At 32.0% G+C, this 2,955-nt stretch carries 1 pseudogene; it reads right to left on the bottom strand.

The features are described 5' to 3' along the window. Positions 1 to 2,505: pseudogene (locus FVF61_RS12325) on the bottom strand (T9SS type B sorting domain-containing protein); the annotation flags it as partial. Positions 2,506 to 2,955 lie beyond the last annotated feature (450 nt).

Below are 2,955 nucleotides of genomic sequence, written 5' to 3' on the forward strand. Positions count from 1 at the left end.
ATCACTTGCCATGATTGGTCCTACACTATTTACTAATGTTGCTCCATCATAAATGGAGAAGAAATACTGTGGTTCAACATCGTTTGCAGCCAAATTGATACTTCCTTTGTCCCCATAACAAAGAGGCTGTGTTACATTGATTGATACTGTAAAATCTCTATCTCTAATAATAACATCTGGAACAGTAAAAATACATGGATTTGTTGGTACTCCTACTTGTCTAATATAAACTGTATAGGTGTTAGGTACAGTTATAACAAACGTATTACTAGTTTGATAAGTAATCCCATCCAGACTGTATTCGTAACCATTTGGAACACCACCAACGGTAATACTTCCTGGAGTTGTACAAATAATATCACTACTTGTAACTGTTGGATTTAAAACATTTTGGTATACATTGAAATAAAACTCACTAAAACATCCACCTTCATAATTCAAAGTTAGCCTAAATTGGCCTGCAGAATTAGCAATAAAATCTGGACCAGTTCCTACTTGATTCCATGTACAAGCTGAGTTCTCATTAGCACAATCAGGATCTGTAACTGGAGTACAACCCCCTTCATCTAATTGTTCCCAAATTATGGATGTTGCGTCTGTAATTTGTGTTTCAATTAATGTGAAATCATTAGCACCACATAAAAAGATATTAGGCAGTAATTTTCCATCATTCGGACAAGTAACAACTTCATCTGCATAAGGTATTACAGGATTAGTTAAAGTAGTCCCACCAAAATTAGTCACTACAAATGTTTGATCAATTGATTGACAAGGAGCTATGGCAGTGTTATGAACATAATAAGTTCCTATGGCAGTAACTGTTATGGTTTGAGTTGTTCCTATAACAGGTGTTCCCGTTGGACTAGTTGACCATGAATATGAATCATATCCATTTGCTGCTGTTAACTGAACACTATCACCACAAAGAATGACATTCTCAGTAAACTCACAATCTAAATCTACTAAAAAGTTTGTTGCTTGAGGTGTAATTAAACATCCTGTGTTACTATTTAAACTTGGATCGTCTGAGATTACAAAAAATGGATTTGTAACTCCACTATAAGTAGCAAATGCTTGATTATTTACAATATTTGAACAAGCATCAGCTAATTGATTACAACTATCTACAACTTGAGCATGAATTCTAATTTCTGTAACTGGATCTCCTTGTTCAACAATCGAATTATCTATACTAAAAACTATTTCCCTTGTAGCAGGTGTATAACTAACAACAGTAACTCCAGGAGGCAAAATACCCAAATCTGCAGGATAATTAAAAATGATGTTTATTGGAAGTATATCACGAATAATTAAATTATTTGCATCATCATTTCCTGTATTATTAAAACCAATAATATAGTTTAAAGGTTGACCTAATCCTATTGATTGACCACCAATATCATTTCCTAGATCATCTTCTACTATTTTAGTAAGAACTATATTTGGTTCAATAATATCAACTGCAAAAGCACAGAAGTAAACAAAATATTGATCTTGATTACTCTCCATTCGAATAGTAGCTGTAGTATCCCCATTTCCAATAACGGTATTTCCTGGATTTGGAACGACCATAACTCCAGTATCAAACCCTAAGGTATTTGAACTATTTGGCACTCTATTATTAACTGGTAAGGCACTTAATTGTGTTACCGAAGAATTAAAAAAGTTATTTGCAGGTCTATCGACAGCAGACAATGTTACTCCGTTAAGAATCAATCTGTCATTTTGAATCGGACTATCTCCTTCTAAAGCAGCAAAAGCAAAGTTTGCTCTAACTGGTATTGGAGCTGGAACTGTACGAAATCCAGAAACTGGAATGTCGACATTTACAGAGCTATTTATTGAACTAAATCCATCAAAACTTGTAACAGATTTTCCAGGTAAAGTTGGATCTTCAAAAACAATAAAAAGTGACCATCCTGCAGAATATCCAGTACCATTATAAGGATCAAAAGTATCTGTTCTTCCTTGAGCTGTTGAAACATTTCCTACTGTATATGTTCCTAAATTAGCAGTTAAATTTGTTACAATAGATGTTACATCTGCATAACAAGAATAAGGGTAACTACTACCAGTTGCAACACCATTAGCTTCATAAATGATAGTACCTACTACATCATTATAACCACCTGTTGGACCTTTAAACTTTACATTAGTAATTGGGTCATTTCCATTTGTAACTGCTCCCCAATATAATCCTGCATGAACAATTTTATAACAACCTGGATTCGGAATCTCCAAATCTGCACTTGTTGAATTAAAAGTAGATGCATCTCCATCAATATCAATATAGCGCATATCCACATTGTGATTATATACGGTATTGTCATTAAACGGATTATTACTTGGACCTAAAATATTATTACCTATAAGTCGAATATCTCCTTTTAAGTCTTGATTATATCTGGGTGTAAATGGCACATAATTCTGAGCTAAAGATTGAAAACTCAAAGTTGTTAGTAGGATTACTAGTATGCCAATCTTAAAAAAAGTAGGTTTTTTCATGATCATTCTATTTAGTATTTCTTTTCCTAGAGGCCTTTACTAAAATAAGAAATTTTAAAAATTTGTAAGGCAAATCCTTATTTATGTTTATTTAATCATCTTTTAATGATTTTAAACGGCATAAATATCGTAAATTTTATTGTAACAACTCTTAAAAATAGCCTGAATTTATGTCGTTAAACGGTGATTTTTTCATTTTAACTGAAAAAAATTCATATTTTGTAGTCTTTAGGCTACTTTTTTAATTGTATCAATTGATAGAATTAATTAATACGTATACAGAATGAAAAACAACATTATATTAAGTCATTAAAATAATGCTAATTTTTTTTATTGCAGACTTTTTTCCACTATATGGCTTATTTTCTTTAGATTATATCATTTCGTAATAACTTCAACTCAATTCATCTAATGTAATGGGCTTTGTGTACAAGGACAATTACTTACTCC

This window comes from Xanthomarina maritima, from assembly GCF_008084905.1.
Taxonomy (GTDB): domain Bacteria; phylum Bacteroidota; class Bacteroidia; order Flavobacteriales; family Flavobacteriaceae; genus Xanthomarina; species Xanthomarina maritima.